We start from the raw sequence: 24,262 nt of genomic DNA on the forward strand, positions 1-24,262 counted from the left end.
TTGTTGTTTACATGGCAATTGCCATGCTCGCCGGTTGCGCCTCGGAGAATGGCGACGAGCGCTGGAATGCACTGATGGAAGGTGTTGGAAAACCTGCAGGTTCCAGCGCGCACGGTTATCCGACCTCGAAGGCGATCACCGGAGCGCGCGGCCCGAATTCCGCGCCGCGCGGCTTTGCGCAGATCGGCACCGGTGAGTTCACCGGAGAATCACTATCTGCAATCTCCGCTGGCAAGGCGGCGGATGGGTCGGAGGGCTACACGATCAATCTCGTCGATGCGCCGATTGCCCAAGCAGCCAAGAAAATCCTCGGCGACATCATGGGCTACAACTACCTCGTCGACCCGAAGGTCACCGGCAACATCACACTGCAGACGTCGAGCCCGATGTCGCGCCAGAGCCTCCTCGACATCCTCGAAGTCTCGCTCGCGACCAATGGCGCGGCGATCGTCAAGAAGGCCGATCGCTACGAAATCGTGCCGATCTCGGAGGCGACCGCCTCGAATGCCATCATCGGTTCGCGCGTGCCGATGAACGAACCGGGGATGAAGGTTCAGGTCCTGCAGCTCAACTATATCGGCGCCGACGAGATGCGCGAGATCATCGAGCAGGTGAGCAAGAAAAGCGCGGTGCTGAGGACCGATCCGACCCGCAACTATATCGTCGTTGCCGGCAACAATGGCGAGCTTGCCGCCATTCGCGAGGCGATCTCGGTCTTCGACGTCGACTGGATGAAGGGCATGTCGACGGCGCTTTATCCCCTCAAGGCCTCGCAGCCGCAGGAATTGGTCAAGGAGCTCAACTCCGTCTTCGGCGTCGATGGCGGCCCGAATACGAAGACAATCCGGTTCATCCCGAACACGCGCCTCAACGCCATCCTGGCGATCACCTCGCGGCCGAGTTACCTGCCGAGGGTCACCTCCTGGATCGCCAAGCTCGACAAGATCGCCGAGACGAATGAGGAGCAGCTCTTCGTCTACGAGATCCAGAACCGGCCGGCGGCGGAGCTTGCAAAAGTCTTGCAGAGCGTGCTGGCAACAGGCCCGGCGGGCGACGGAACCGTCGTCCGGCAGAGCGTCGTTGCTCCCGATCTCGTGGCCGAAACCGTTGCCGCAGGCGGGGAGGGCGCCCCGATGGAAATGCCGCCCGAAGCCGCGGTCGAAGCGCCTAGCGTGCCGGTCAGTTCCGTTCCCTCCGTCGTCGCCGACATCGAGAACAATGCCTTGCTGATCTCGACCACCGCACGGGAATACCAGCGGATCGAACAGATCCTTCGCCAGCTCGACGTGCTGCCGACCCAGGTCTTCCTCGAGGCCATCATCGCCGAAGTGAGTTTGAACGATGAGCTCAAATTCGGCCTGCGCTGGTATTTCGAGCACAACAGTGACGCCTTCGGGCTGTCCGATCTTGCCTCGGGCGCGGTTGCAGCCAGCTTCCCCGGCTTCAACTGGACACATCTCGCCGGCGACGCCCAGATGGCGTTGCAGGCGCTCTCCAGCGTCACCAATGTCAAGGTCATTTCCTCGCCGAACCTGATGGTAATCAACAATCAGCAGGCCAAGCTGCAGGTGGGCGACCAGGTCCCAACTGTCACGCAAACGAGCACCAGCACGACGTCGGCCGATGCGGCAATCGTCAACTCCGTCGAGCTCAAGGATACCGGCATCATTCTCGCCGTCACGCCGCGGATCAACAGTTCCGGTCGCGTCATGCTGGACATCCAGCAGGAAGTCAGCAACGTCGTCGAAACGACGACTTCAGGCATCGACTCCCCGACGATCCAGCAGCGCAAGATCTCGACGCGGGTGGTCGTCAACGATGGCGAGAGCCTGGCGCTCGGCGGCCTGATTCAAGAGAAGAAATCACTCGGCCAAAAAAAGATGCCGGTGCTCGGTGATATCCCGGTATTCGGGAACGCCTTCAAGTCGAAGACCGATGGCATCAATCGCACGGAGCTGATCATCTTCATCCGGCCGCGGATCGTGCGCGACGTCCAGGAAGCGCGGCAGGTCACCGACGAATTCCGCCAGCAATTCGATTTCGGCCGTACAGACACGCCGGGCAGGCGCATGCAGCGCGACCTTGTCCGCGTTGCCAATTAGGGGGAATGGTGTGGAGACACTCGTCTTTGCCATCCTCATGGTGCAGCTCACGGTGATCGCGCTGATCGATGCGCGAAGATCCATCATTCCCGATGTCTGCAACGCTCTTCTCGGGCTTACCGGCGTCGCGGCACATTGGCTGCTCGGCAGCTTCGATGTGCTTCGGATCGTTACAGGCGCGGTCGTCTTTGGGGGGACATTCGCGCTGGCCCGTGCGGTGCATTTTCGCGCTCGCGGGCAGGTCGGGCTGGGGCTCGGCGACGTCAAGATGGCCGCTGCGGCGGGATGCTGGATCACCATTGCAAGCTTCCCCTTGTTTCTCGCGATCGCCAGCCTCAGCGCGCTTCTGTTCGTGCTCGCCATGCTGCCGGTCTGGAAGGGAGCCCTTCAGAAAAGGAGAGTGCCGTTCGGTCCCTTTCTCGCCCTGGGTCTCGCCTTGAGCTGGCTCGCAGAGGCCAGCTCCGTGTCCGTTTTGGAGATATGACACATGCCCTTGCTGCTTGGCATCCGCAAAGCCCGTTCCTCCGACCGATGCTCTAGCGACGACGGCAATGAGGCAGGCTTTACGCTCGTCGAGCTTCTTGTCGTCCTGGCGATCATCGGGTTGACGACCGCAATCATTGCGCCGCGTGTCTTGAACTATCTCGGCACCGCGAAAGCCGACAGCGCCAAGATCCAGATCCGAAACCTCGAAAGCGCGCTCGAACTCTACTTCCTCGACCTCGGAGAATACCCGACGGCCGAACAGGGTTTGGCCGCGCTCTCGAGCGCCCCGCAGAATGCTAAGAACTGGAACGGCCCCTATCTGAAGAATGCAGCTGACCTAAAGGATCCGTGGGGAAGCGTCTATCGTTACCAGGCGCCCGAGGGCGATCTGTCGTTCGTGGTCAGCTCCTTGGGGCGCGACGGCAAACCGGGAGGAGAGGGGGAGGACCGTGACTTTCCGTGAGCTTGCCCCGTCTCTCTACGGCGCCACGCTCGGCCTCAAGGACTTCCTTGTCTGGTGGCGGAACGAACTTCGGCGCTCGCTTCCGCCCTTCCTGGAATCGCGGATGCGCTCTGGACGTCCAGCCCCGGTGCTCACCATTTCGCGAGACGGCTGCGAGCTGACAGAAGATCCAGAACGAATACCGCTTGCGGACCTTGGGGAGAGGTTACGAGCGCTTCTGGCAGCGGGTGCGTTTAAGGGAAATGGCATCAGAGTCCATCTTGCCCCTGATCGCTGCCTCCGCCGCACCGTTTCTCCCCGGCGTCTGCCGATCTCCGCGCTTCGGCGAGCGGCCGAGCTCGACGTGGAAACCCAAACCCCGTTCGACTTGAGCGCCGTAAAGATTCTTGTCCCGGCCGAGCAGGGCGGCGCATCGGCCTATTATCTCGTTCGAAGCAGCACTCTCATCCAAGTGCAGGAGCAGCTGCAGAACGCCGGCCTTGAAGTGCTGGAGCTTTCAACGGGTGGAGAGAGCGGTGCAACCGTTCGGTTGGCAATTGGCGGCACTGCGCTTCGTGCCGGACGGCGTGTGCGACCAGCCAAAACCCTGATGGCAGCGACGATCGTGACGACCGCCGTGCTTCTTTTTCTTTCCTGGTATCAGCTCCACTCGAAAACAACTGCCGCGAATAGCCAACTCGATGCGGAAATCGCGCGCGCCGAAGGCGACGCGAGGAACGCCCGTCGGTCGTACGACGCTTACGTCGCAAAGACTTCCCAGCTCGAAGCCTTGAAGTCGCAGAGCGAGGGCTCCATGCGCGCAACAAGGATGTGGGAGGAGTTGAGCAGGATCATTCCCGATGCCAGCTATCTGACCAATCTTACGGTGAAAGACAAAGGCATCGAGATATCCGGTTTTTCGAAGGCATCCTCCGAACTCATCCCCATTATCGAAGGCAGCGATCTCTTCGAAGCGGCCGAGTTCGTTTCGCCGGTCGTGAAAGTCCCGGGTTTCGAAGGGGATCGCTTCACCATTTCCTTCAGGCAGAGCGGAGCGAGGCAATGATGCTGAAGCTCGTCAATGCTCAGCCTCGGGTCCAGCGCGCGGTTGCCCTGTCCTTGCTTGTAGTTTGCGCTGCTATCGTGCTTTGCACTATCGGCGCAGGGCTGAGCAGTCTGGGCCAGAGCTTCTCCGAGATTGAAGAGAAGCGGCGGCTCCTGGGCAGGCTCGAGGCGATCAAGTCGGCTGCCGCTGTTTTCCTCAAAGCCACTCCGATGCCAGCCTCTGACGGTAATCAATTGTTCCTTCATGGCGAGAATGAAGCTGTCATCTCTGCCGGTCTGCAGGGCCAGCTACAGGAGCAAGCCGCCTCGGCGGGAGCACAAATCAACTCGGTCAGCAACGTTCGGAAAGATGGAGAGAATGGCGTCGCCCTGCTTGGGCTGCGCGCCAACTTATCGGGCTCCCTGGAAGCGGTCCACGCGGTCGTTGCGGCCATTGAAGCCAGTCAGCCGAGGCTGTTCATCAAGGAAATGGACCTCCAATCCAACTATCAGGAGGCCTACGGCCTCGACACACCTCCCGAATTGAGCGCGACAATCCTGATGCTCGGCGCGACGGAAAGCATAGAACGAGCGGGGGGAGCCACCCAATGATGCGGGTAACCCTGGCCGCCTGTATCGCGACGTGCAGTCTCAGCGCCGTGTTATTTGCGTGGGCGTACCGGCTGGAGGTGGATCAAACCGCTCTTCCCTACGATTTCACCTTCGAAAAACCCCAGAAGGGCAGCGCCGCGCCTGCAGCGGCCGGCGACGACTCGGAGATCGCCGACGTCATTCAATTCCAGCTGCGCCCGCTTTTTTCTGCTTCGAGGAGACCAGTGCAAGTCGGGAACTCGGAGCCGGCGGCCGAGCCTGTGGATGTCGACGCGCCGCCGCCGGAACCCGTCGCGGAAGTACCGCGGCTCAAATTGCTCGGGACTGAAAAGGCAGGAGGAGGCAGTGCCCTCATCATGGATGAGGACACTGGGGTGAGCAACTGGGTCGTGGCCGGCAGCAGCATAGGCGGCTGGCGCGTTCAGGAGGTCCAATCGGACACCGTTCTGCTGAGGAGTGGCGAACCGACTGCGCTGCCCGAGGGTGAGACCGGACTGACGCTCTCGCTCTATCCTGAACAGGCGGGGCCATGAGAAAGATTCCTTTACCTCTCTGCAACAACGAAGCTGGCTTCGGCCTCGTTTCGGCGCTCCTGTTCGTGCTGCTGATCTCGGCCGCGATCGCGCCGCTTGCGATTGCCGGCCGAGTGCAGACGCTGTCGACGGCCTATACCCATGACCGCCGGGAATTCGAGATCCTGGCCGATGGCCTTGCGCGTACGATCTATGTCCTCGATGCCGACGAACGGACGCCGACACGCCGACAACGATGCGAGACCGAGCACTTCGTTTTCTATGTGGATATTCAAGACCAGAGCGGTCTCGTCGACCTGAACAGCGCAAGCGGGCAGCTGCTCGAGTTCGGCTTCAGATCTCTTGGCATGAACGAAGCCGATGCAGTTGCGGCAGCGACCCTCACCGAGCGGTATCGCAGTCCGAGCGGCGGTGATGCGACGGACCTTGAAGGTAATCCCGTGGATATGAAGCACGCGCCATTCGAGGATGTAAGCGAGCTTGCCGACATCATTGGTGCACGGGCGTTCGGGAAGAGCCAGGTTTCGCGCGTCTTCACCGTTTTCAACAAGATGGACACCGTTGCCCTGAAGCATGTCGATGACAGTCTGCGCCAGATTATCGAGGAGGGCAGGGGCTCGGAATTTGTAGCTGACGGCGCAGGCAACTCGTCCGTCTCGGAAATCACCATCGTGCGCCTACGAAAGGGTCGCCCCAGCGGTTTCATGCTCAAGGCGATGATGGAACGCCCTGCAGATCTGAGTGACGTACCGCGCATGCAGCGACGCGACGTGAGCGTGGTCGAGGAAGGCGATCGCTTACCATCGGAGTCCAGACGCTGCGGCGGCGTGGCCGAATTGTTGCTGCGGAACTACGATTCGTGAACGCCTCGAACCCCCCATCGATCTCCGGCTTCATCGCATTTCTGCAGGACAAGGGCAGGTGGTCCCACGAGGCCGGCCAACGAGTCCGTGCGGCCCTCAGCACCTCCTATTTACCCTTCGACGTAGTCGTCACGGAGCTGAGCATAACCCGAGACGACGATCTCGCCGAATGGCTCAACGACTATCTCGGCGCCGCGCAAGTCAGCATGCCTGAAACCAAAGCCCTGTCGCAAAGCTGCGAAGGCTTCGATCTCGCCTTCGGCCGTGCGCATGCAACCATCCCGATCAGCGGCGAGGGGGCTGAGCAAGTGGTTGCCTTGGCGAATCCTCTGGATGAGGCGGCGGTTGCTCTGCTTGAGTATTACTTCGACACGAAGCTGCAGATCAGGGTGTTTCCACGAAGAGAGATCGTTTCGGCCATAGACGGGCTTCTGTCGCTCGAAGATGGCGCGGTCAACGAAATTTCTTCGAACAGCCCTCTCGCCTTCGAAGACGATGTGGACAGGCTCCGCGACATCGCTTTGGAAGCGCCCATTATCAGTCTGGTCTCAACCATCGCTCAGTCCGGCTTTGACAGCGGGGCGACGGATATTCATATCGAACCGTTTCAGGACCGAATCCGGATCCGGTATCGTCGTGACGGACTCCTCTCCAACAGCGAATATGTGCCCAAGCAGGCGCTCGCAGGCATTGCGACACGCATCAAGATTCTTGCGGGGCTAAACATCGTCGAACGCCGGCTGCCTCAGGATGGTCGGATGCGACTGGCTCTCAGGGGCAACGAGGTCGATTTTCGTGTCTCGATCATTCCCAGCGTTCACGGCGAAACAATCGTCCTTCGCCTTCTGCACGCCCAGGTTCCGTCACTCGACCTGTCGAAACTCGGTTTCGATCCGGCCGCCCGCGACGCCGTCGCAGAGCTTGCCCGCTCTCCGCACGGCGTGCTGATCGTCACCGGGCCAACCGGCAGCGGCAAGACAACCACGCTCTATTCGCTCGTAAGACAGTTGAACAGGGAAGGCGTCAAGATCTTCACAATCGAGGATCCGGTTGAATATCAGATGGAAGGCGTCACCCAGCTTCAGGTCAATTCGGCGGTCGAGCTGGACTTTGCGCGCGCACTGCGCTCGGTCTTGCGACAAGACCCAGACATCATCCTGGTCGGCGAGATCCGCGACCGCGAAACCGCGCAAATCGCCATACAGGCGGCTCTCACCGGTCATCTGGTGCTGACAACGCTGCACACGAACACTGCCGCCGGCGCGGTCACCCGACTGCGGGACATGGGCATCGAGGAATACTTGATCTCGGCGACGCTGCGCGGCGTCATTGCGCAGCGCCTCGTTCGCGTTCTTTGCTCTTGCGCGAAGAGCGACGGCGGCGGCGAGCCAGGGACTGCATGCCAAAGCTGCGGGGGGCAAGGGTACTCCGGTCGCCGCGCAATCTACGAAATTCTGCGGATGGGACCGGGACTTGCAGGCGTACTCGAGAGGGGCGCCTCCGAAGCCAGCATCGAACAACAGGGGATTGCGGATGGAATGATTACGATGGGTGTCTGCGCAGAACGTCTGGTTCGTGACGGCGTGACGGACCAGAAGGAAATCGCGCGCGTTCTCAACACATCGGATGTCTCATGACCACGTTCGTTTATCGCGGATACAGCGGTGAGGGCGTCGAGACATCAGGAACCGTGGAGGCGGTCGACAAGCAGGAGGCGATGCGTCTTGTTCTGAAGAGCGGCTGCCGGCCACTGTCGCTCGAGGTTGCGGCAGCAAGAACTCATCCTCTCCGCCGGGATTGGTCGCTTCGACCCGCCTTCAGGAGCTTCGATTTCGGGCGGTTCTTTTCCGAGTTGCAGATCCTGTTGCAGTCCGGCTTCACGATCGATGCCGCCTTGCGCACGGTCGCCGATGACCGCCAAATGTTGGCCGGCCGTGGGGCGCTGTCAAACCTCGTCGCATCGGTAATGTCCGGCGGTTCGTTCTCGGACGCTTTCTCCCGGCTGCCGAATGCCCCGCCTGAGGTGACGGCGTTGCTGGTCAGCGGTGAGCAGGCCGGACGCCTCGATGAAGTCGTTGCGTCTCTCGCAAACACCTTCGAGGAACAAAAAGCGCGCCGCGCCGAGACGATCGAAACGCTTCTCTACCCGGCTTTCCTGTTCGCCGTCATGCTTTTTGCCATCGGCGTGATCATGTTCGTACTGGTGCCGGCGATCGAGCCGGTCTTCGAGGGGGCCGAGGCAGCACGGCCGATGCTGATCTCCATGCTTTCGGCGGGACGGCGCCTGCTTGTCGACTGGGCCTGGCTGATACTACTGGCGCTTATGTTCGCAATTGCCGGTGCGATGGCAGCCTACAGGACTTCTTCCGGGCGCCGCGCGCTCTCGAACTTTCTGCTGCGTATGCCGATCGTCGGCGGCATGGCGCGCGCCGAGGCGTGCGCCCGATACCTGCAGGTCCTGGCATCGCTAACGGCAAACGGTGTCGCCGTGAAGAAAGCACTGGAGCTCGCCGCCCACGCGTGCCCCTTGGCCGCCTATACCGAGCCGCTGCTCGCAATCAAGGACCGAGTTGTCGGTGGAACCTCGTTGCGGGTGGCCATCGAAGCAGCCAATCTCTTTGAGCAGTCGACGCTGTCGTTGATCAGGGTCGGGGACGAGTCGAACAAGCTTCCCGATGCGCTGAAGCGCGCGGCGTTCCTGCTGGAGCGTAAGGCAAGACTGGCGCGGCGCCGCTTGTTTGCAGTTCTGACCCCAGCCTTGACAATCGTGATGGGCGCTCTAGTCGGAGGCGTCGTGATCTCCGTCATGACCGCGCTGCTCAGCATCAACAATCTGGCTGCACAATGATGGACTTCGATGTTCACTGGCGGCGAGAAACGGCTGGTTTTACGCTGGTCGAAATGCTCGTGGTCCTTGCTGTAGTGGCGGCCGCCACCGGCGTCTCGTTTCTCGGCGTCCGCGCCATACGCGCGGTGAATTCGCCTGACGCTTTCGCTCACAGGATCGGCGAGAGCTTGGTGGCGCTGCGCTATAGGGCGCTTAATACGGGACGAGCCCAATCGGCTCGCTTCGATGTTCAGCGAAAAAGGATGGTTGCCGCCGTAGGCGGCTCCGAGGTAATCCTGCCGGCCGAATATTCCCTGGTCGTGACCGCGGGCAAGGAGGCAGTTGAGCGCGACTTAGGTTCCAGCATCACGTTTCTGCCGGACGGCTCGTCCTCCGGTGTTGAAATAAGCATCTCCGACCTTCGAGGAAATGACGCCAAGCTGCGCGTCAACTGGCTGACCGGTCTTGTTGACTATGCCCCCCACGATTGAACGAGAGGGGGGGTTCACTCTCCTCGAAATGCTGATCGCCTTCCTGATCTTGTCGACCGCTCTCGTGGCCGCCAATCAGAGCGTTTCTTCCGCAGTAAGGGCATTTTCCAAGACTCGAGACATCGGGGTGGCGGATCGATTGGCCAGCGAGATTTTCATCGAGCATTTCGACGGGCGAGGAACGGTGATCGGAGATCAGGGTGGTCGATCCCCTGAAGGCTACACCTGGCGGATAAGCCGAACACGCGTATCAGGAGGAGCAGTCGATGGGCGAGCGGTGCGCGCGTCAGTGAGCGTGCTTAACCCGCAAGGGAAGCTCGTCCGCACCTATGTCACGTATTTCGCGACGTTTGAAAGCGATCAGCCCGATGGCGACTAAAGATGGACCGAACGTGGTTGCTTCTGGGATGAGTATTTCGCCCACAATGCCAAATCCGCCGAGTTCAGGCGCGAAGGACGGATATACCCTTATCGAGGTGCTCGTGGTCCTGGCTATCGCTTCGATCATGGCTGCCATGATGATTGGTGGCGTGCGCCAGTTACGAGGTCTGTTGGATCTCGGTGAAAGGTCTGCCGCCCACTCTGTTGCGGAGGCTGTTGCTGATCACGTGGCCGATAATTTGACGGGTGCATTGGAACTCCCGCTGCTGGGATCCGCCTCGGACGAGCATGTCTCATTGGTGGGCTCGCGTGACGAAGTTCGGTTCAATGCGGTGATCCGCATCGGCTTCCTGACACGGGCACTCAGGGAGGTCGCCTTCGGTGTTAAGACACCTGGTGGTCGAAGCGCCCTGGTCCGAACATCGCTACCGCGTCGGTTGGGCAAAACTGAGCGGAGAAGCAGCGAAGAAGAGCTCGTGTTGCACCCCGACGTAGTGGGGATCACCTTTCGATACATGACCATGGATCTGGCCGGCAACACCATCTGGTCGGATGACTGGAGCGGGCGGCCCCTCTTACCGATTGCCGTTCAGTTCCAGATAGCGGTCTCCACAAAGGGCGAACAGATCAGAGTTTCGAGGACGGTCGGCATGCTACATTGAGGCGGCCTCGGACATTGCCGCAGGACCCTCTCGCCAGTAGCGGGAAAAGCGCGTCACACGCCCGCCACTATCATCCAGCCGAGCCTGCTGCTCTTGATGAGCCGCTCTCGAATCTTACGCCAAGCTGCGCGACATGCAGCGGTCGACCACCACCGCCGCATCGGCGCGACGAGTATCTATGTGATGCACCCGGGACAGGAGCGGCGGCTATGTACGACCGGATCGTCGGCAATTTCGCAGATATAGCTGCGACCATTCCCTGTTAGCTCCACGAGGGAATTCACCTGCTAAGCAGCTGAGTGAGCTTGTGAATTTCTCCTGCCGAATGTGCCTGAGAGGGTCGATTTCTCAAGTGTTCGCTGTAAACATGCCCATTATTCAGAGAATTCACAACCCGAGACGGGTTCACGACCGACTGGCCGCCCTACCAGGCAGTTCTTTGTGTCCGCCCCGGAGACATAGGTAACATCTTGTACCTAAGACATGGGTGACAACCTCGTGTCGAACGGGTTGTCGATGGTTTGCAAAGTCCTCTGCTTGAGGTCGATTTATCCCAGATCACAGTGCATGAATCTTATGAGCCAAATGCCCCCGGATCAGGTCCGGGCAGGCTCTGTCGACGTCCTTGATGCCGAGTTTCTGGCCGGCCAGCACCGTCGAGATGTTGATCTTCTTGCGGCTGATCAGCGTAGGGAAGTTGGGCTACTTGCATCCCTTGCTTTTGATCGACGATTCGATCGCGTTGACCTTGCCTTTGGAAACGGCGAGCTGGCCTTCCTTGTCACCGCCAAATGTGCTCGACATGGGAACGCCGATCAGGAATACGCCGACCGCGTCGCCCGTCGCGGCCTGGTTCTGCTGCTTTGAGAGGCTGGCCAGATCGTTTTGCTCCTTGAGCAGCTCTTGCGCCAGGCCTTCACAACTCTGATTACTATATGCTGCCATTGGAATGTCGACTGGCACGATAGCGTCCGGACGTTTCGCGCAGGAACCTATTGCCAGCGCAGACGCCAGCATGATGTATCGGATTTTCACGGATGCCCCTCAAGACGAATACTACCCCGGCAGGAACTAAGCATGGGGGATCACGGTGTGGGAAGGGCGGATCTGGAGAAATATCGGAAATTCCACAGCCGCGCGTATGACTGGTTGCCGCTCTGGAGGTCGACGAAACTCGCTCTCGAACCGACCAGCCGATCACTTCATCGTGATGCCCGGGCTGCGGCTTGAAACGACTACAAGCCGCTCCAATTCCCTCCAGCAATGTCAGCTTGTGTCCGGAGCGCGCCGATGGACGTCTTTGCCGCTAGAGCCGGTTTTCTCGCGCTCGCCGCTGTCGCGACTGTCGCCTCCGGCGTCGCCGGCCCGGCACGGGGCGAACTGCTTGCCCGCGTTCCCGCCGCGCGTCAAATGGCGGTCTGCGGCGACATGTTGTTCGTCGGGACCAAGGGCTCCTCGGTCTATGCCGTGCCGTTGTCCGGCGGCCGCGCCCGGCGGGTCGCCTCCGGATTTTCCGCTCCGAACGGTGTCGCATGCTCCGGCGGCCGCTTGTTCGTCGCTTCCAGGGATAGCGTCACCGCCTTTGATATCGGGCGCGGCGGCGCTCTGAGCGGCCGGCGCGATATTCGTCGGGATCTGCCGAATTCGGGAGCCCACAGTTTTCGCTATATCGGCATCGGCCCCGATGCGCGGCTCTATGTGTCGTTCGGATCGCCTTGCAACATCTGCTTGCCGCGCGGGCTGCAGGGCACGATCGTCAGCATGAACCAGGACGGCTCGAACCTTCGACGCGTCGCGTGGGGCGTGCGCAATTCGGTCGGCTTCGACTGGCGCGGCGGCACCATGTACTTTACCGACAACGGCGCCGACCGGATGGGCGACGATATCCCGCCCGACGAGCTGAACGCGCTTCGGCCGGGCGGCTTTTACGGCTTCCCCTATTTCGGTGGCCAGATCCGGCTCAAGGGGTTTGAGGACGCGCCGCCGCCGGCGCGTCAGATAGCGCCGGTCTTCAACTTTCAAGCCCATGTCGCAGCCTTGGGGATCCATTTCTTCCGCAGCCTCGGCGGCGATGCTCTGGTCGCCCAGCACGGCAGTTGGGACAGGTCGGTGCCGGTCGGCTATCAGGTCGTACGGCTGCGCTTCCGGGGCGGGCGGGCGGTCTCGGCGACACCCTTCCTCAGGGACGTCGGCCGGCCGGTGGACGTCAAGGAAGCGCCGGACGGTTCCGTCCTCGTATCCGACGACGCCGGAGGCGCGATTCACGTCTACAGGCGATGAGCGCGAGGGTTTCCTTTCAACCGGCGCCTCCTTCGCCGCGCTGTTTTCGTCTCCGGTCGTCAAGCGTGTTTTTCATTCTTGAAAAACATCTTGCGCAATCCAAGCTTCCGATCGCCAATATCCGATGACATGGTGGGTGAGCACCGTAGCACAATGGAAGGGAACCCCATGCTCGACATCGCCGTGAAAGGACGCAGACCATTGGGACGGTCCGGCCTGTCGGCCGGGGCCATCGGCCTGGGCGGTTGGGCGATCGGAGGCTTTTTCACGCTCAACGGCAAGCCGGACGGCTGGGGGGAGGTCGACGACGAACAGTCGATCCGCGCCATTCGGCTGGGCCTCGAAATGGGCGCGTCGCTGATCGACACGGCGGATGCCTATGGAACGGGGCACAGCGAGGAGGTGATCGGCCGGGCGCTCAGTGGACGACGAGGCGATGCGATCATCGCCACCAAGTTCGGCTATACCTATGATCGCGCCGCCCGCGCCCTCGTCAGCACCGATGTCAGTCCCGCCTATATAAGGGAGGCCTGCGCGGCATCGCTGCAGCGGCTCGCAACCGACTATATCGACCTTTATCAAATCCATGTCGGGCAACTCTCACGCGATCAGGCGGACGCGGCCGGCGAGACGCTCGAGAAACTGGTGGAAGAAGGCGCCATCCGTTTCTGGGGCTGGAGTACGGACAATGCCGCCGCGGCAAGACGAATGGTGAAGTTCCCGCATTTCGTCGCGGTTCAGCATGAGCTCAATGTTTTCACGGACGGGCCGGACATGCTTGCCTTTGCGAGAGCAACGATCTCGCCAGCCTCAATCGCTCGCCCTTGGCGATGGGATTCCTGACCGGCAAGTTCGGGAGGGAGACGCGCTTGCCTGCAAACGACGTGCGCGCGGCGGGGCACAGCTGGGTGCGGTTCTTCGAGGACGGACGGCCGCGTGCCGATGATCTGCAGCGCCTCGGCGAGGTGCGGGAACTTCTGACGACCAGCGGCAGGACCTTGGCGCAAGGGGCGGTTGGCTGGATTCTCGCCCGATCACCCAACACCTTTCCGATCCCCGGCTTCAAGACGGAGGCGCAGGTGCGCGAGAATCTGACCGCCCTGGAAATGGGGCCGTTGCCGGCGGCGACGATGGCGGCAATCGACACGGCCCTCGGCAACAGGGACGACCAATGATCACTCGGCCGGGTTGACCGCCGCGATCAGCCCCATGCAGGCTCCGGTTGGACCGGCCGCTCGAGGTCGGGCCAACATGTTCGTCTCGAGCCGTGCTGGGAACGGCCGGAGACGGTAAACCGCATGTATGCCGGCACACCGCCGTTGGGAGCACCAAAGTGTTGCGGTCCTGCAACGGATCCGGTGACGATTGCTGCAATCCGAAATTGTGTATTTGCCAATCGGCCGGACTCGTGTATGTTCGCGTCACTTGCAATTCAAGCCAGAGGAGGCGTGAAATGGATACTATTGTCGTGACTGTGCGCCTCACTCGCGGAACGGCCGCTGTGGCTTCGATGCATCGTGCATCCAGCCCGAGCCAGTTTTGTGTCCAGGGCTACTAAGCCCGGATTTCCGCCGATTGGCGCTATCCCAATTTGATTTGACGTGACCGGCTGACGGAGCGATTTGCTCGTATTTCGCGTCCGCATCCGTGCGTCTTTCTGACCTTCGAGAGGACCTGGCTGCGTCGTGCGCCGGGACGGAAAATCATGCGCGAAACACAATTGTTAGTTGTTGATACCCTTGCCACAACGGTCGATGACCTATTCCGGAAATTCGGCGCTCGGAAGACTGCGCGTGCGTTGCTTCTGGCACTTTGGAGACATCGTCAAATGACGAACCAGGTCTCCCATCTGTCCGATCGCATGCGCCGCGACATCGGTCTTCCGGAGAATGAGGACCGGCTGCTGGAAGCCAGATTTTCCCTTTGGGATCTACGGCTTTGAGGTGCCGCCCGACCGAGGCGAGCGCGAGGATCCGGGGAGGGGCGCCATGGGCGCCCCTCCCACGTTTCTTGGCCTGCTCGATCAGCGGGGGCCAACCCGATATCAGCGGTCGCGGGCCGGGTAGGGGATTTCCTGCTTCCCGCGTGATCGAGAACGGAACTAACCCAATCGCATGAATGGCGCGCAGACGTAGCCCGCAGTATTATGGCGCCCTGCTCCTCGCGGGAGACGGTGGAGCGAGGGAGGACCGAGCCATGCCTATGTCTTCGGTGGTGCGCTGCCTGTGGGTCAATTGTCTGGCGGCAGCCATTGCTTTCATGTCCGCACAATTGGTGAATGCGTCCGACAAGCTTCCGCCGGAGCTCGAGAAGCTCAAGGCGTCGCTTGAAAAATACCAGGATCCGGTGGTTGCCGTGCGCGACGGCTATTTCTCGACGTTGGGCTGCGTCACATTCGCGACCGGCACGATGGGGGTGCATTTCCTGAACCCCGCCCTGATCGGCCCGGAGCCCGATCCGATGAAGCCGACCCTGCTGGTCTACGAGCCGGTTGGCGACAAGCTACAGCTCGTCGCCGTCGAGTGGCTGATACCGCTCGCAACGGGTATCAAATCGAAGCCTGCGCTGTTCGGCCAAGCCTTCGACGGGCCGATGGAGGGCCATGAGCCGCTCCTGCCGGCGCAGCTGCATCATTACGATCTGCATGCCTGGATCTTCAAACCGAATCCGCTCGGCCTGTTCCATCCGGTCAATCCGGACGTCAAATGTCCTGATGGGCCCTATACGTTCCTGGAAGAGGTGCCGAAATCCGTGCCGCATCACGGAGTTCAGTGAGAGGCGATGGCGAGCCGAGACCCCGTCCTGTGGTCAGTGATCCCGGTGTCGGACGGTGCCGTTCATGGGGCCGTCCAGGGCGGATGTGAACGGCGGGAAGCGATACTCGTCGAGCGGCGAGAGGTCCTTGATCTCGGCGGATGCACGCTTGTGTCTCCGCGGCGCCAACATCTCGGCGCCAAGGTTGTCGAGATATTCCAGAGCCTGCTTGGCGGCCTCCGCTGTCACCGTGCTGCCGTCCTCTTCGGCCGCGCTCCGCAGCTCGTTTCGGATGTCATCCACGGCTTCTGCAATGAAACGCTGCGGGTCGTCCGTCTGCGCGGCTATCCAGCGCAGCAGGCGGCACGTCAGCATTTCGTTGACACGCATCGCGGCGACCGTCTGGCCGAGCATCAGTGTCAGTTTCTGAAGCTTGTTTTCTTTCTGAGGCATCGGGACCTCTTCCGTCCTGGTCCTGCGTTCTCCTCCACCTTGGCCGGTTGCGTCGGCATTGGCTGAACGGCAGGAGGGATGATTTGTTCCGTGTGCAGGCTCAGCCGGCAACCCCCTCCACAGGAACCAACAAGGCCGTCGCCGCGTTCGCGCATTTCAGAAGGAGGCCGCCAGATGGAGCCGATCTTTACTCGCTTCTCCAACAAGATTTCCGATCTCGCTGGACGACCGACCACCTTTACCGTCGCGCTTGCGGCGATCGCCATCTGGGCCATTCTCGGCCCGCTTTTCGATTTCTCGGCAAGATGGCAGCTCGTCGTCAATACCTGCACGACGATCATGACATTCTGGATGGTCTTCGTGCTTCAGAATTCCCAGAACCGTGACCGTATCGCGCTGCAGGCCAAGATCGACGAGCTCATCCGCGTGAGCGACGCCGAGAACCGCTATATCGGAATCGAGAAGCTCGACGAGCGTGAGCTGAAGGAGGTTCGCCGCAACTGCATGCAAGAGGGTGCCGACGCGCGGGAGGCAGAGAACGGCGTCACGAGGACCGACTGCAAGGCGTGACGTGTTCCCAGAAGCTTGGCGAAGGCGTGGAACCAAAACAGACCGGCGGACGTTGTCTCGACAGAGGTGGGAGGTAAAGTATGAGACACATGGACATCCGTAAGCTCGAAAAATCCTATGCCAAGCATGTCTGGGACGTGGCGGAGTATTGCCGGCGCACCGGACTTCACAAGACCGAGGAGCAACGCCTGATCAAGGTTCTCGGCAGGTATGCTTCGTGCCACGAGCTTCAGATGAATGTCGTGCGTCCCCAAACGCGCACACGCTAAGGCGTGATTGCGCGTCGTTTTGCGGAGCAAGCGCGTGTGGGCCGTCCTCGCCGGTGCATTCCTGTTTATCTGCGGCGTTCTCGTCATGACGTGGGAAGCGCTTGGCCGGCGACGGCTGAGCGGGCCGCCGCATCCCTTCGACAATGATCCACAGACGTTAGAACCAGGGCATCAGGGCTTGCGTTTCCTGGGCCTGACGCGGAACTGGCACGCGGCGGCGCTGATGGCGCTCGGCGCCATCCTCCTGCTCTTCGGTGCGATCCGCTACGCCTGGTGATATGAACTACGCGGAACTGATCTCGATAAGGAACACTTCGGAGGCGATGTCGGCGGACAGAGTGACGGCGACAGGCTGAAGCACTGCCGTGTCCAGCGCATGCAGGGTCGCAGAGACGCCTTCCGTTGACAGCGTGACGCTGCCGCGGTGGCAGAACAGAATGAGTTCGCGGGCGTGCGACGTAATCGGTTGCGAATGATCGACATGGAGCTTTCGCACCCGGTGCCTGAGCGACTGCCGGCGGGTCATGACATTCAGGTCGGTGATCGGGCCGTTCGCGAGTTTCGCCGATGTGGTGACATCGGCGGGGAAGGAGAGGGGGGCGTCGGCCGTTGTCAAAAGCCTCGGCGGGCGGCCCTCGATCAAGAGCGTCATGCCGGCGCCTTCGAGAATGGAGAGCGTCCGGTCGATGCCCGGAAAGCTGGAAAACAGGCCGTCATTGGCAACCGTCGCCATGCTGACGCGCCAATCGAAATCGGAAAGCGGCGCGCGATCCGGCGACACGGCGATTTCGACAGTCTCGCCGCCGCCGTTCTTCCAGGGCATGTGTCTGTAGTCGTTAGCGCGAAGGATTTTCATGGTGCCACTCCTCGCATGAGGTCGCACATCCGGTCGAAATCCTCGTTCATCGGCCGGTCGTCGGCATAGGTTGAGATTGCTCCGCGAATGCGGCCATAAAGTGCATCGGTGCGCGGCGCCTTGCCGCGGGACTTCGGCTGCAGGTCATAGGCCTGCGCTGCCGCCAGCAATTCGATCGCGACGATCCGTTCGAGATTGTCGAGGATCGACAAGACTTTCCATGCGGCAGGCGTGGCGTGGGTCAGGATATCCTCCTGCAACGCAGAGGTGATGCCGCCATCAAGGCTGGCTGGCGCTGCCAGCCGGCGGTTCTCGGCGACAAGGGCCGCGGCCGTGTACTGGGCAATCATGAAGCCGGAGGAGACGCCGCTGTCATCGGCAAGAAACGCCGGAAGACCGCTGACCAGAGGGTTTACGAGACGGTCGATGCGCCGCTCCGAAATCGAGGCGACTTCGGCCGCGGCGACGGCGAGACCATCCATGGCGAGGCCGAGCGCCGCCCCTACGGCATGGGCCTGCGAATGCACTCGCGGAGCCTCCGGCGAACCGGAGACGGCCGGATTGTCGGTGACGCTCGAAAGCTCGCGGTCGACGATCTCGGCTACGTGGTCGAAGGCATCGCGCGCCGCGCCGTGCACCTGCGGCACGGCTCTGAGGCTCAAGGGGTCCTGTGTGCGGCGACCGGCCGTCTCGGCGAGCATCGGGCTCTCGGAAAGCCAGTCGCGCAAGCGCTTGCCGACCGCCTGGAGGCCCGGCGATTGCCGCAGTGCCAGTGGTCCCTCGGCAAAGGGCTCGGCCTGGCTGCCCAGATTTTCATAGGTCATCGCCGCGGCCGCATCGGCCCAGCCGAAGAGCCGTTCCGTGCGGGCAAGCGCCAGCGCAGCCTGACCGGTGGCGCAGGGCGTGCCGTTGACGAGGCTGAGTCCCTCTTTCGCCTGCAGCCTCAGCGGCTTCAGCCCCACCCGGGCGAGCGCCTCCGTGCCGCGGAGCTTCTCGGCTCCGCGCGCGGCCGTGCCATGACCGAGCAACACCAGGCCGATGGCGGCGGCGTGGGTGAGATAGCCGACGGAGCCGCGCGAGGGGATGAGCGGAATGATGTCGGCGTTGAGCAGTGCCAGCAGCGCTTCGACCGTCTCGATCCGGACGCCGGAGTAGCCGTGCGCGAAATTGGCGATCTGCGCCGCCATCACGGCGCGGGCTTCGGCCTGCCCGAGCGGATCGCCGACGCCGCAGGCGTGGCTCAGGATGATGTTGTGCGACAGGGTCTGCTGGTTCTCGCGGCTGATCACGACATCGCAAAGCGCACCGACGCCTGTATTGATGCCGTAACCGCGGATGCCGCGATCGACCAGCGCATCGACGATCCGGCGGGCATCGATGATCCGCTGACGCGTCCGCTCGGACAAGGTGAGGCGGGCGCCGTCAGCAACGCTGGCGATCTCGCGCCATGTCAGCGGTCCATCGATGATGATCGTTTCAGCCATGCTTCTCGGGTCTTCCCTGCCGGCGCTGGACGAAGCGCGCGACATAGTCGTTTGCCGGATTGTCGAGAATATCACTGGGCGAGCCGACCTGCACGACCTGACCGTCTTTCAGGATGGCGATCTCGGATCCGATGCGCAGCGCCTCGTCGAGATCGTGGGTGATGAAGACGATGGTCTTTGCAAGATTCTGCTGGAGTTGCAGCAATTGATCCTGCATGTCGCTGCGGATCAGCGGATCGAGGGCGCTGAACGCCTCGTCCATCAGGATCACGTCGGTATCGGCGGCGAGCGCCCGTGCCAGCCCGACGCGCTGCTTCATGCCGCCCGAGAGCTGATGCGGGAATTTCGCATCATAGCCCGATAGCCCGACCGTCTCGATCCATTTCATGCCGATCTCGCGCGCGTCGGCCTTCGAGACGCCGCGCACGCGCTGGCCGTAGACGACATTCTGCATCACGGTCCGGTGCGGCATCAGCGCGAAGCTCTGGAAGACCATGCTGACGCGCCGCATCCGGAAAGCGCGCAGCGCCTTGGCGTCGAGGTCGAGGATATTGCTGCCGTCGAACACGACCTCGCCGCTGGTCGGTTCGATCAGCCGGTTGATGTGGCGCACCAGGGTCGACTTGCCGGAGCCGGAAAGGCCCATGATCACGAAGATCTTGCCGGCGCCGATCTTCAGGCTGACATCGTTGAGACCGACGCTGCAGCCGGTCCGGGCGAGGATATCGGCCTTGTCCAGGCCGTCCTTGGCCATGGCGAGCGCGGCCTTCGCATCATGCCCGAAGATTTTGTAGACGTTGCGGATTTCGATATCAGCCATTGCGGGCGTCCTCCGTCCGGGGCTTGCCGAAGCCCTGCGTGATGCGGTCGAGCACGATTGCGAGGATGACGATGCCGATGCCGGCCTCCAGGCCCTTGCCGACGTCGAGCGTCTGGATGCCGTTCAGCACCTGTTCGCCGAGCCCCCGCGCGCCGATCATCGAGGCGACGACGACCATCGACAATGCCATCATGATCGTCTGGTTGAGGCCGGCCATGATGGTCGGGGTGGCGAGCGGCAGTTCGACCCCGAACAGGATCTGCGTCGGACTGCCGCCGAAGGCGGTCGCCGCTTCGACAACCTCGCCGTCGACCTGGCGGATGCCGAGATCGGTCAGGCGGATCAGCGGCGGAACCGCGTAGATGATGGTCGCCAGGATCGCCGGCACCTTGCCGAGGCCGAAGAGCATCAGCGCCGGGATCAGGTAGACGAAGCTCGGCATGGTCTGCATGACGTCGAGAACCGGCAGGGTGACATTGCGGACGACCCGGCTCTTGGCGACCAGGATGCCGATCGGCACGCCGATCACCACCGAGACGATGGTCGCCATCAGCATCAGGGCCAGCGTCTGCATCGTCAGGTCCCAGAGACCGAGCACGCCGACGGCGAGAAGCAGGACGCCGACGGCAAGCGTCAGCGTCCAGCGCTTCGAACTCTGCCAGGCGAGCGCCATGAAGGCGAGAATGACGAGCCACCAGGGCAGCCCGCGCAGGATCCATTCGATGAACAGCACAGCCTTCAGGATGACGCCGCTGATCGCCTTGAACACCCAGCCGTAGTTCGTGACGAGCGCCTGGATGAATTCGTTCACCGGGGCGCGGATCGAAAGATTGAGAGAGTCCGGAAACATCGGAACCGTTCCTTGCTCAGAGAGCCGCGGGCGATCCTTGTCGCCTGACCGCGGCAGCTTGGCAGCCTGCGCGCCGCCGCATCCTTCCGTCATGGAACGGTAAGGCGCGGCGAACGCATGCGGGTTAAGCTCGCCTTACTTGAGGCTTGCCTCGATCTTGCTGCGCGCCTCATCGGAGACCCACTTGCCCCAGACGTCGGCCTTTGTCTTCAGGAACTCGGCGGCGGCAGCGACGGCATCGACCTTGTTGTCTGTCATATAGGCAAGGCTGCCGTTGACGTCTTCGAGCGGGAAGGTCGCCTTCTCGAGGATCGCGACAATCTCGGGAGCCTCGGACGCGAAGGTGCTGTTGACGCCATAGGCTACATCGACCGAGGGGAAGGCACAGCCCTGGTCACGCTTGCCGTTGGCGCTGCTCAGCTCTTTCCAGCAGGCTTCGTTGTAGGCGGGCTCCTCGAGCTGGATCAGCTTGAATTTCCCCATGATCGCGGTCGGCGACCAGTAGTAGAAGAGGATCGGCTCGCCCTGCAGATAGGCGGAGGTGATCGCCGAATCGAGCGCCGTGCCCGTGCCGGGGCGGAAGTTCACATAGGCCTCGCCGAGCTTGTAGGCCTCGAGCTTGGCGGTGCTTACCCCCTCGCAGGTCCAGCCGGAGGGGCAATTCAGGAAGCGGCCCTTGGAGGGCTCCTCCGGATCGGCGAAGACTTCGACGACCTTCGGGTCGGAAAGCTGGGAGACGCTCTTCAGATCCGGCGCCTTGGCTTCGATATTGCGAGCCGGATCGCCGTGGACGACATAGTCCGGCACGAACCAGCCCTCGCTGGCGCCCACGAAGGTCTTGCCGACAGCAACCACCTTCTTTTCTTCGACCGCCTTGTTCCAGATGTCCGAGCGGCCGAGCCATTCCTCGGCAAAAATCTGCACGTCGTTGTTGGCGGTCGCCTGCTCCAGTGTCACGGAATTGCCGGGGATCGAATCGACCTGGCAATCGTAACCCATGGCGAGGATCGTTTTCATCACCTCGGTGATGAAGGCGCCGCTTTCCCAATCGATGCCGGCGAAGGTCACGGTCTTGCCGTCGCCGCAATAGGAAGCATTGGCAGCGCCGGTAGAGACCGCCAGCATCAGGCCGGCGGCAGCGAAGGTGAGTTTCATTGTGCTGATCGACATGCGCATTCCCCTTTTTTTGATCGTCGACTGGATTGCTATTTCAACTTGGTCAGAACCCGCCCGAAGGCGCGGTCGATGTCTTCCTCCCGGTCATGGTGTCCGTTGCGGATCTTCCATTGGCCCGCGATCATGACGTCGCGGACCGCCTCGCCGCCGAGCGCAAAGAGCCAGCGGTCGAGAATCTGATTGCCGCTTGCGGCGGCGATGTAGGGATTGGCACCGTCGAGCACGACGAGGTCCGCCCGTGCACCGGCCTTGATACCCGACGTGCCGAGGCCCGCCGCCTGGGCGCCGCCCGTGAGCGCGGCGTCGAAAATTGTTCGGCCGACGGAAGCGCCCGGACCGGAAGCGAGCCGGTTGCGCCGGCGGTCGCGCAGCCGCTGGCCGTATTCGAGGAGCCGCAGTTCTTCCGCGACGCTGGTCGCCACATGGCTGTCGGTGCCGATACCGAAGCGCCCGCCGGCCGCCAGAAAGTCGGTGGCCGGGAAGATGCCGTCGCCGAGATTGGCTTCGGTCGCCGGGCAAAGGCCGGCAATTGCTCCCGACTTCGCCAGCCGTTCGGTTTCCGCCGCCGTCATGTGCGTCGCATGAATGGCGCACCAGCGCTGGTCGACCGGCATTTCATCAAGCAGCCAATCGACCGGGCGACGGCCGCTCCAGGCGAGGCAGTCCTCGACCTCGCGGGTCTGTTCGGCGACGTGGATGTGGACCGGTCCGGAAATCGGTGCGGCGCCGAGAATTCGTCGCATCTCGTCCGGCGTCGCGGCGCGCAGCGAATGAATGGCATAACCGAGCTCGGCGCCGGCTTCGGCGCATGCCGGGACGAGGCGCTCGAGAAGGGCAAGGAAGCGATCCGGATCGTGCAGGAACGGGCGTTGTCCCGGATTGGGTGCCACGCCGCCGAAATTGGCATGCGCGTAGAAGACCGGCAGATGCGTAAGGCCGATGCCCGCCGCTTGCGCAGCGTTGACGATGCGCAGCGACATCTCCGCCGGGTCGGCATAAGGAGTGCCGTCGGCCGTGTGATGAAGATAGTGGAACTCGACGACGCGGCCGAAGCCGCCCTTCAGCATCTCCACATAGAGCTTTGCGGCGATCGCCTCGACATCGTCGGGATCGACGAGGCCCACAGTGCGGTACATCGCCTCGCGCCAGGTCCAGAAGCTGTCGTCGCCGCTGCCCGCCACTTCGGCAAGGCCGGCCATGGCGCGCTGAAAGGCGTGGGAGTGCAGGTTCGGCATGGCCGGAACGACGGGACCGGCGGCGCGCCCGTCGCCCGGAGCTGGCGCCTGGCCGGCTTCAACAGCAGCGATGCACCCGTCACTGTCGATGGAAATGACGACGTTCTCCGCCCAACCCGTCGACAGAAGCGCCTGCTCGGCGAAAAGCCGGTGAGCGGAAAAGGCAGGCATCGCGTCCTCCTGTACGTGGTTGTATATGGAACTATAGATATTTTCTGGTGGCGCGCAACCTCAAAATCGTCGAAAACAGTTCCTGATTTGCCGGGTGGCATGTCGGTCCCGCACCGACGAACGGAGCATTATATGACGCCAATGGAGCGCAAACGCGACATAACCGCCTTCGAGGATGGACCTCTTCCGCGCTACGAAGCGGTGAAGCAATTCATCCGTAGCCGCATCGAAAGCGGCGAGTGGCCGGCGCATCATCGCATCCCATCCGAGAACGACATCGTCGCCGACCTCGGGGTCAGCCGGATGACCGCAAACCGCGCCTTGCGCGAGCTGGCGAGCGAGGGCGCCATCACGCGGGTGCAGGGCGTCGGGTCCTTCGTTGCCGCGCACAAGGGCAGCACGGCGCTGCTCGAAGTCCGCAACATTGCCGACGAAATCCGCGAGCGTGGTCATCGTCATACCTCTCGCATCGATCTCCTGGAGGAGAAACCAGCAAGTCCCGAAATTGCCGATGCGCTGGGCCTTGCGACCGGAGCGCGGGTCTTCCACTCGATCATCGTTCACGCGGAAAATGGCGTGCCGATCCAGATCGAGGACCGCTTCGTCAATCCCGTGATCTGCCCCGACTACCTGGCACAGGATTTCGCCAGCTTGACGCCGAATGCCTATCTGACGCTCGTCGCACCGATCACCCGCACCGAGCAGATCGTCGAAGCGGTGTTGCCGCAGTCCTGGGAATGCAAGCTGCTTGCGATCGGCCGCAACGAACCTTGCCTGATGATCCGCCGTCGGACGTGGTCGGACACCAGGAACGTGACAGTGGCGCGGCTGCTCTACCCCGGCACGCGTTATCGTCTCGAGGGCATTTCGCAGTAATGGCACCCTCGAAGAAGATGGGAGC

At 62.1% G+C, this 24,262-nt stretch carries 27 protein-coding genes and 2 pseudogenes; 20 read left to right on the forward strand and 9 right to left on the reverse strand.

Features of this window, described 5'->3' with window-relative positions:
* The first annotated feature begins 11 nt into the window (after positions 1–11).
* From gspD to N181_RS14275, 12 genes are all read left to right on the forward strand, one after another.
* A complete protein-coding gene (gene gspD, locus N181_RS14225; RefSeq protein WP_037394575.1) occupies positions 12–2,102 on the forward strand; it encodes a type II secretion system secretin GspD in 2,091 nt (696 codons plus the stop codon).
* 10 nt (positions 2,103–2,112) lie between these two features.
* Positions 2,113–2,586, forward strand: a complete 474-nt coding sequence (locus N181_RS14230; RefSeq protein WP_014329606.1) for a prepilin peptidase — start codon at positions 2,113–2,115, stop codon at positions 2,584–2,586.
* Positions 2,587–2,589: 3 nt separating this feature from the next.
* Complete coding sequence (gene gspG / locus N181_RS14235) at positions 2,590–3,051, forward strand: type II secretion system major pseudopilin GspG (protein WP_050984032.1); 462 nt, start codon at positions 2,590–2,592, stop codon at positions 3,049–3,051.
* A 127-nt stretch (positions 3,052–3,178) separates the two neighbouring features.
* Complete coding sequence (locus N181_RS14240) at positions 3,179–4,096, forward strand: PilN domain-containing protein (RefSeq protein WP_234885899.1); 918 nt, start codon at positions 3,179–3,181, stop codon at positions 4,094–4,096.
* A complete protein-coding gene (gspM, locus tag N181_RS14245; RefSeq protein WP_037394578.1) occupies positions 4,093–4,686 on the forward strand; it encodes a type II secretion system protein GspM in 594 nt (197 codons plus the stop codon). The genes N181_RS14240 and gspM overlap by 4 nt, the downstream gene beginning before the upstream one ends.
* Complete coding sequence (locus tag N181_RS14250) at positions 4,683–5,219, forward strand: hypothetical protein (protein WP_014329603.1); 537 nt, start codon at positions 4,683–4,685, stop codon at positions 5,217–5,219. Before gspM ends, N181_RS14250 begins: the two co-directional genes overlap by 4 nt.
* A 65-nt stretch (positions 5,220–5,284) precedes the next feature.
* Entirely contained in the window at positions 5,285–6,082 is a 798-nt protein-coding gene (locus tag N181_RS14255) for a general secretion pathway protein GspK (protein ID WP_234885898.1), read from the forward strand.
* Complete coding sequence (locus N181_RS14260; protein WP_037394585.1) at positions 6,079–7,719, forward strand: GspE/PulE family protein; 1,641 nt, start codon at positions 6,079–6,081, stop codon at positions 7,717–7,719. The genes N181_RS14255 and N181_RS14260 overlap by 4 nt, the downstream gene beginning before the upstream one ends.
* 80 nt (positions 7,720–7,799) lie before the next feature.
* A complete protein-coding gene (locus N181_RS14265) occupies positions 7,800–8,930 on the forward strand; it encodes a type II secretion system F family protein (protein ID WP_272951715.1) in 1,131 nt (376 codons plus the stop codon).
* Entirely contained in the window at positions 8,927–9,400 is a 474-nt protein-coding gene (locus N181_RS14270) for a prepilin-type N-terminal cleavage/methylation domain-containing protein (protein ID WP_014329599.1), read from the forward strand. Before N181_RS14265 ends, N181_RS14270 begins: the two co-directional genes overlap by 4 nt.
* Positions 9,384–9,779 carry a type IV pilus modification PilV family protein gene (locus N181_RS31755; RefSeq protein ID WP_037394589.1) on the forward strand — a complete coding sequence of 132 codons (396 nt, stop codon included), beginning with the start codon at positions 9,384–9,386 and terminating at the stop codon, positions 9,777–9,779. The genes N181_RS14270 and N181_RS31755 overlap by 17 nt, the downstream gene beginning before the upstream one ends.
* Positions 9,769–10,443 (forward strand): prepilin-type N-terminal cleavage/methylation domain-containing protein, encoded by a 675-nt coding sequence (locus tag N181_RS14275; protein WP_037394592.1) that lies wholly within the window; start codon positions 9,769–9,771, stop codon positions 10,441–10,443. Before N181_RS31755 ends, N181_RS14275 begins: the two co-directional genes overlap by 11 nt.
* A gap of 548 nt (positions 10,444–10,991) precedes the next feature.
* Here N181_RS14275 and N181_RS35535 read toward each other — a convergent pair.
* A pseudogene (locus N181_RS35535) lies at positions 10,992–11,121 on the reverse strand (transposase); the annotation flags it as partial.
* A 24-nt stretch (positions 11,122–11,145) separates the two neighbouring features.
* Positions 11,146–11,478 carry a hypothetical protein gene (locus N181_RS14280; protein WP_037394595.1) on the reverse strand — a complete coding sequence of 111 codons (333 nt, stop codon included), beginning with the start codon at positions 11,476–11,478 and terminating at the stop codon, positions 11,146–11,148.
* 255 nt (positions 11,479–11,733) lie between these two features.
* On the opposite strand from N181_RS14280, the gene N181_RS14285 reads away from it, so the two are divergent.
* From N181_RS14285 to N181_RS14300, 4 genes and pseudogenes are all read left to right on the forward strand, one after another.
* Positions 11,734–12,723, forward strand: a complete 990-nt coding sequence (locus tag N181_RS14285; protein ID WP_014329595.1) for a PQQ-dependent sugar dehydrogenase — start codon at positions 11,734–11,736, stop codon at positions 12,721–12,723.
* Positions 12,724–12,891: 168 nt separating this feature from the next.
* Positions 12,892–13,898 (forward strand): annotated as a pseudogene (locus N181_RS14290) (aldo/keto reductase).
* A gap of 530 nt (positions 13,899–14,428) precedes the next feature.
* On the forward strand, positions 14,429–14,665 hold the full coding sequence (locus N181_RS14295; RefSeq protein WP_014329593.1) for a hypothetical protein: 237 nt from the start codon (positions 14,429–14,431) through the stop codon (positions 14,663–14,665).
* A 254-nt stretch (positions 14,666–14,919) separates the two neighbouring features.
* Positions 14,920–15,498, forward strand: a complete 579-nt coding sequence (locus N181_RS14300; protein ID WP_014329592.1) for a hypothetical protein — start codon at positions 14,920–14,922, stop codon at positions 15,496–15,498.
* Positions 15,499–15,531: 33 nt separating this feature from the next.
* Here N181_RS14300 and N181_RS14305 read toward each other — a convergent pair whose 3' ends face one another.
* A complete protein-coding gene (locus N181_RS14305; protein WP_014329591.1) occupies positions 15,532–15,930 on the reverse strand; it encodes a hypothetical protein in 399 nt (132 codons plus the stop codon).
* Positions 15,931–16,104: 174 nt separating this feature from the next.
* Here N181_RS14305 and N181_RS14310 point away from each other — a divergent pair, with 174 nt between their 5' ends.
* The 3 genes from N181_RS14310 (at position 16,105) to N181_RS14320 (ending at position 17,046) form a co-directional block, all read left to right on the forward strand.
* Positions 16,105–16,500: a low affinity iron permease family protein gene (locus tag N181_RS14310; protein WP_014329590.1), complete on the forward strand. Its 396-nt coding sequence runs from the start codon at positions 16,105–16,107 to the stop codon at positions 16,498–16,500.
* 80 nt (positions 16,501–16,580) lie between these two features.
* On the forward strand, positions 16,581–16,769 hold the full coding sequence (locus N181_RS14315; RefSeq protein WP_014329589.1) for a hypothetical protein: 189 nt from the start codon (positions 16,581–16,583) through the stop codon (positions 16,767–16,769).
* A gap of 34 nt (positions 16,770–16,803) precedes the next feature.
* Positions 16,804–17,046: a hypothetical protein gene (locus N181_RS14320; RefSeq protein ID WP_037394604.1), complete on the forward strand. Its 243-nt coding sequence runs from the start codon at positions 16,804–16,806 to the stop codon at positions 17,044–17,046.
* Positions 17,047–17,052: 6 nt separating this feature from the next.
* Here the strand turns inward: N181_RS14320 and N181_RS14325 are convergent, their stop codons facing one another.
* The 6 genes from N181_RS14325 to hutF form a co-directional block, all read right to left on the reverse strand.
* Positions 17,053–17,625 carry a HutD/Ves family protein gene (locus N181_RS14325; protein ID WP_014329587.1) on the reverse strand — a complete coding sequence of 191 codons (573 nt, stop codon included), beginning with the start codon at positions 17,623–17,625 and terminating at the stop codon, positions 17,053–17,055.
* The gene (locus tag N181_RS14330; RefSeq protein ID WP_037394607.1) at positions 17,622–19,109 is read right to left on the reverse strand and encodes an HAL/PAL/TAL family ammonia-lyase; all 1,488 of its coding nucleotides are present in this window, start codon (positions 19,107–19,109) and stop codon (positions 17,622–17,624) included. The genes N181_RS14325 and N181_RS14330 overlap by 4 nt, the downstream gene beginning before the upstream one ends.
* On the reverse strand, positions 19,102–19,929 hold the full coding sequence (locus N181_RS14335) for a quaternary amine ABC transporter ATP-binding protein (protein ID WP_050984033.1): 828 nt from the start codon (positions 19,927–19,929) through the stop codon (positions 19,102–19,104). The genes N181_RS14330 and N181_RS14335 overlap by 8 nt, the downstream gene beginning before the upstream one ends.
* Entirely contained in the window at positions 19,922–20,779 is an 858-nt protein-coding gene (locus N181_RS14340; protein ID WP_012709247.1) for an ABC transporter permease, read from the reverse strand. Before N181_RS14340 ends, N181_RS14335 begins: the two co-directional genes overlap by 8 nt.
* Positions 20,780–20,914: 135 nt before the next feature.
* On the reverse strand, positions 20,915–21,949 hold the full coding sequence (locus N181_RS14345; protein WP_014329585.1) for an ABC transporter substrate-binding protein: 1,035 nt from the start codon (positions 21,947–21,949) through the stop codon (positions 20,915–20,917).
* A 35-nt stretch (positions 21,950–21,984) separates the two neighbouring features.
* Positions 21,985–23,361, reverse strand: a complete 1,377-nt coding sequence (gene hutF, locus N181_RS14350; RefSeq protein WP_037394609.1) for a formimidoylglutamate deiminase — start codon at positions 23,359–23,361, stop codon at positions 21,985–21,987.
* Positions 23,362–23,493: 132 nt separating this feature from the next.
* Between hutF and hutC the strand changes: the two genes are divergently transcribed.
* Complete coding sequence (gene hutC, locus N181_RS14355) at positions 23,494–24,237, forward strand: histidine utilization transcriptional repressor HutC (protein ID WP_014329583.1); 744 nt, start codon at positions 23,494–23,496, stop codon at positions 24,235–24,237.
* Positions 24,238–24,262: the final 25 nt, after the last annotated feature.

The sequence above is a fragment of the Sinorhizobium fredii USDA 205 genome, assembly GCF_001461695.1.
Classification (GTDB): domain Bacteria; phylum Pseudomonadota; class Alphaproteobacteria; order Rhizobiales; family Rhizobiaceae; genus Sinorhizobium; species Sinorhizobium fredii.

Coding starts and splice junctions, on each gene's coding strand:
- gspD (WP_037394575.1), top strand. CDS start 12: ATGGCAATTGCCATGCTCGCCGGTTGCGCCTCGGAGAATGGCGACGAG.
- gspG (WP_050984032.1), top strand. CDS start 2,590: ATGCCCTTGCTGCTTGGCATCCGCAAAGCCCGTTCCTCCGACCGATGC.
- gspM (WP_037394578.1), top strand. CDS start 4,093: ATGATGCTGAAGCTCGTCAATGCTCAGCCTCGGGTCCAGCGCGCGGTT.
- N181_RS14250 (WP_014329603.1), top strand. CDS start 4,683: ATGATGCGGGTAACCCTGGCCGCCTGTATCGCGACGTGCAGTCTCAGC.
- N181_RS14265 (WP_272951715.1), top strand. CDS start 7,800: ATGCGTCTTGTTCTGAAGAGCGGCTGCCGGCCACTGTCGCTCGAGGTT.
- N181_RS14270 (WP_014329599.1), top strand. CDS start 8,927: ATGATGGACTTCGATGTTCACTGGCGGCGAGAAACGGCTGGTTTTACG.
- N181_RS31755 (WP_037394589.1), top strand. CDS start 9,384: ATGCCCCCCACGATTGAACGAGAGGGGGGGTTCACTCTCCTCGAAATG.
- N181_RS14275 (WP_037394592.1), top strand. CDS start 9,769: ATGGCGACTAAAGATGGACCGAACGTGGTTGCTTCTGGGATGAGTATT.
- N181_RS14285 (WP_014329595.1), top strand. CDS start 11,734: ATGGACGTCTTTGCCGCTAGAGCCGGTTTTCTCGCGCTCGCCGCTGTC.
- N181_RS14295 (WP_014329593.1), top strand. CDS start 14,429: ATGCGCGAAACACAATTGTTAGTTGTTGATACCCTTGCCACAACGGTC.
- N181_RS14300 (WP_014329592.1), top strand. CDS start 14,920: ATGCCTATGTCTTCGGTGGTGCGCTGCCTGTGGGTCAATTGTCTGGCG.
- N181_RS14305 (WP_014329591.1), bottom strand. CDS start 15,930: ATGCCTCAGAAAGAAAACAAGCTTCAGAAACTGACACTGATGCTCGGC.
- N181_RS14310 (WP_014329590.1), top strand. CDS start 16,105: ATGGAGCCGATCTTTACTCGCTTCTCCAACAAGATTTCCGATCTCGCT.
- N181_RS14315 (WP_014329589.1), top strand. CDS start 16,581: ATGAGACACATGGACATCCGTAAGCTCGAAAAATCCTATGCCAAGCAT.
- N181_RS14325 (WP_014329587.1), bottom strand. CDS start 17,625: ATGAAAATCCTTCGCGCTAACGACTACAGACACATGCCCTGGAAGAAC.
- N181_RS14330 (WP_037394607.1), bottom strand. CDS start 19,109: ATGGCTGAAACGATCATCATCGATGGACCGCTGACATGGCGCGAGATC.
- N181_RS14335 (WP_050984033.1), bottom strand. CDS start 19,929: ATGGCTGATATCGAAATCCGCAACGTCTACAAAATCTTCGGGCATGAT.
- N181_RS14340 (WP_012709247.1), bottom strand. CDS start 20,779: ATGTTTCCGGACTCTCTCAATCTTTCGATCCGCGCCCCGGTGAACGAA.
- N181_RS14345 (WP_014329585.1), bottom strand. CDS start 21,949: ATGTCGATCAGCACAATGAAACTCACCTTCGCTGCCGCCGGCCTGATG.
- hutF (WP_037394609.1), bottom strand. CDS start 23,361: ATGCCTGCCTTTTCCGCTCACCGGCTTTTCGCCGAGCAGGCGCTTCTG.
- hutC (WP_014329583.1), top strand. CDS start 23,494: ATGACGCCAATGGAGCGCAAACGCGACATAACCGCCTTCGAGGATGGA.